Origin of the sequence: Sporosarcina sp. P12(2017), assembly GCF_002743035.1 — a bacterium.
GTDB classification, from domain to species: domain Bacteria; phylum Bacillota; class Bacilli; order Bacillales_A; family Planococcaceae; genus Sporosarcina; species Sporosarcina ureae.
Genome location: NZ_PDYL01000034.1, coordinates 1 through 3,083, shown reverse-complemented (window position 1 = coordinate 3,083; position 3,083 = coordinate 1). Strand labels below are relative to the sequence as shown.

Sequence of the window (3,083 nt, the reverse complement as noted above, 5' to 3'; positions counted from 1 at the left end):
TTCAAGTAACTACTTTTTAAAATAGGTTAAGTCCTCGATCGATTAGTATCTGTCAGCTACATACGTCGCCGTACTTACACCCCAGACCTATCCACCTCATCATCTTTGAGGGATCTTACTTACTTGCGTAATGGGAAATCTCATCTTGAAGGGGGCTTCATGCTTAGATGCTTTCAGCATTTATCCCGTCCATACATAGCTACCCAGCGATGCCTTTGGCAAGACAACTGGTACACCAGCGGTATGTCCATCCCGGTCCTCTCGTACTAAGGACAGCTCTCCTCAAATTTCCTGCGCCCGCGACGGATAGGGACCGAACTGTCTCACGACGTTCTGAACCCAGCTCGCGTGCCGCTTTAATGGGCGAACAGCCCAACCCTTGGGACCGACTACAGCCCCAGGATGCGACGAGCCGACATCGAGGTGCCAAACCTCCCCGTCGATGTGGACTCTTGGGGGAGATAAGCCTGTTATCCCCGGGGTAGCTTTTATCCGTTGAGCGATGGCCCTTCCATGCGGAACCACCGGATCACTAAGTCCGTCTTTCGACCCTGCTCGACTTGTAGGTCTCGCAGTCAAGCTTCCTTATGCCTTTGCACTCTGCGAATGATGTCCAACCATTCTGAGGAAACCTTTGAGCGCCTCCGTTACTCTTTAGGAGGCGACCGCCCCAGTCAAACTGTCCACCTGACACTGTCTCCTGCCCGGATCACGGGCAAGGGTTAGAAGTCCAATACAGCCAGGGTAGTATCCCACCAATGCCTCCTCCGAAGCTGGCGCTCCGGAATCCAAGGCTCCTACCTATCCTGTACAGGCTGCACCGGAATTCAATATCAGGCTACAGTAAAGCTCCACGGGGTCTTTCCGTCCTGTCGCGGGTAATGCGCATCTTCACGCATATTATAATTTCACCGAGTCTCTCGTTGAGACAGTGCCCAGATCGTTACGCCTTTCGTGCGGGTCGGAACTTACCCGACAAGGAATTTCGCTACCTTAGGACCGTTATAGTTACGGCCGCCGTTTACTGGGGCTTCAATTCAGAGCTTCGCTTGCGCTAACCCCTCCTCTTAACCTTCCAGCACCGGGCAGGCGTCAGCCCCTATACGTCATCTTACGATTTTGCAGAGACCTGTGTTTTTGCTAAACAGTCGCCTGGGCCTATTCACTGCGGCTCTCTCGGGCTATTCACCCTACCAGAGCACCCCTTCTCCCGAAGTTACGGGGTCATTTTGCCGAGTTCCTTAACGAGAGTTCTCTCGATCACCTTAGGATTCTCTCCTCGCCTACCTGTGTCGGTTTGCGGTACAGGCACCTCCCGCCTCGCTAGAGGCTTTTCTTGGCAGTGTGAAATCAGGGACTCTGGAGAAAAATCTCCTCGCCATCACAGCCTAGTGTTATATGAGAACGGGATTTGCCTCGTTCTCCACCTCACTGCTTAGACACACAACCAACTGTGTGCTCACCCTATCCTACTGCGTCCCCCCATTACTCAAACGGCGGGGAGGTGGTACAGGAATATCAACCTGTTGTCCATCGTCTACGCCTATCGGCCTCGACTTAGGTCCTGACTAACCCTGAGCGGACGAGCCTTCCTCAGGAAACCTTGGGCATTCGGTGGAAGGGATTCTCACCCTTCTTTCGCTACTCATACCGGCATTCTCACTTCCAAGCGCTCCACCAGTCCTTCCGGTCTAGCTTCAACGCCCTTGGAACGCTCTCCTACCATTGACCCTAAGGTCAATCCACAGCTTCGGTGATCTGTTTAGCCCCGGTACATTTTCGGCGCAGCGCCACTCGACCAGTGAGCTATTACGCACTCTTTAAATGATGGCTGCTTCTAAGCCAACATCCTGGTTGTCTGGGCAACGCCACATCCTTTTCCACTTAACAGATACTTGGGGACCTTAGCTGGTGGTCTGGGCTGTTTCCCTCTCGACAATGGATCTTATCACCCACTGTCTGACTCCCAAACATAAATCATCGGCATTCGGAGTTTGTCTGAATTCGGTAACCCGGGATGGGCCCCTCGTCCAAACAGTGCTCTACCTCCGAGATTCTTTCGTTTGAGGCTAGCCCTAAAGCTATTTCGGAGAGAACCAGCTATCTCCAGGTTCGATTGGAATTTCACCGCTACCCACACCTCATCCCCGCATTTTTCAACATACGTGGGTTCGGGCCTCCAGTCAGTGTTACCTGACCTTCACCCTGGACATGGGTAGATCACCTGGTTTCGGGTCTACGACCCCATACTCATTCGCCCTATTCAGACTCGCTTTCGCTGCGGCTCCGCTTTCTCAGCTTAACCTTGCATGGAATCGTAACTCGCCGGTTCATTCTACAAAAGGCACGCCATCACCCATTAACGGGCTCTGACAATTTGTAAGCGCACGGTTTCAGGATCTATTTCACTCCCCTTCCGGGGTGCTTTTCACCTTTCCCTCACGGTACTGGTTCACTATCGGTCACTAGGGAGTATTTAGCCTTGGGAGATGGTCCTCCCGGATTCCGACGGAATTTCACGTGTTCCGCCGTACTCAGGATCCACTCTGGAGAGAATGTGCTTTCGACTACGGGGCTTTTACCCTCTTTGGCAGACCTTTCCAGGTCGCTTCATCTAACACATTCCTTTGTAACTCCGTATAGAGTGTCCTACAACCCCAAGAAGCAAGCTTCTTGGTTTGGGCTCTTCCCGTTTCGCTCGCCGCTACTAAGGGAATCGATGTTTCTTTCTCTTCCTCCGGGTACTTAGATGTTTCAGTTCTCCGGGTGTGCCACGAGTATGCTATGTATTCACATACACGTACTGTCCCATTATGGACAGTGGGTTTCCCCATTCGGAAATCTTCGGATCAAAGCTCACTTACAGCTCCCCGAAGCATATCGGTGTTAGTGCCGTCCTTCATCGGCTCCTAGTGCCAAGGCATCCGCCGTGCGCCCTTTCTAACTTAACCTATAAAAGGTCCAACTTCATCCTAGCGATAGGCTTCCGTTGGTTAAAAAGATTGCTTGAATCGCATACATGCGACTCGGTTGATTACTTGATTACTTTCAATGTCGTTTTATCCAGTTTTCAATGAACAAGA

General features: G+C 51.8%; 1 rRNA gene. It reads right to left on the bottom strand.

The features are described 5' to 3' along the window. Nucleotides 1-22: 22 nt before the first annotated feature. Nucleotides 23-2,951, bottom strand: a 23S ribosomal RNA gene (locus CSV80_RS17140). Nucleotides 2,952-3,083 lie beyond the last annotated feature (132 nt).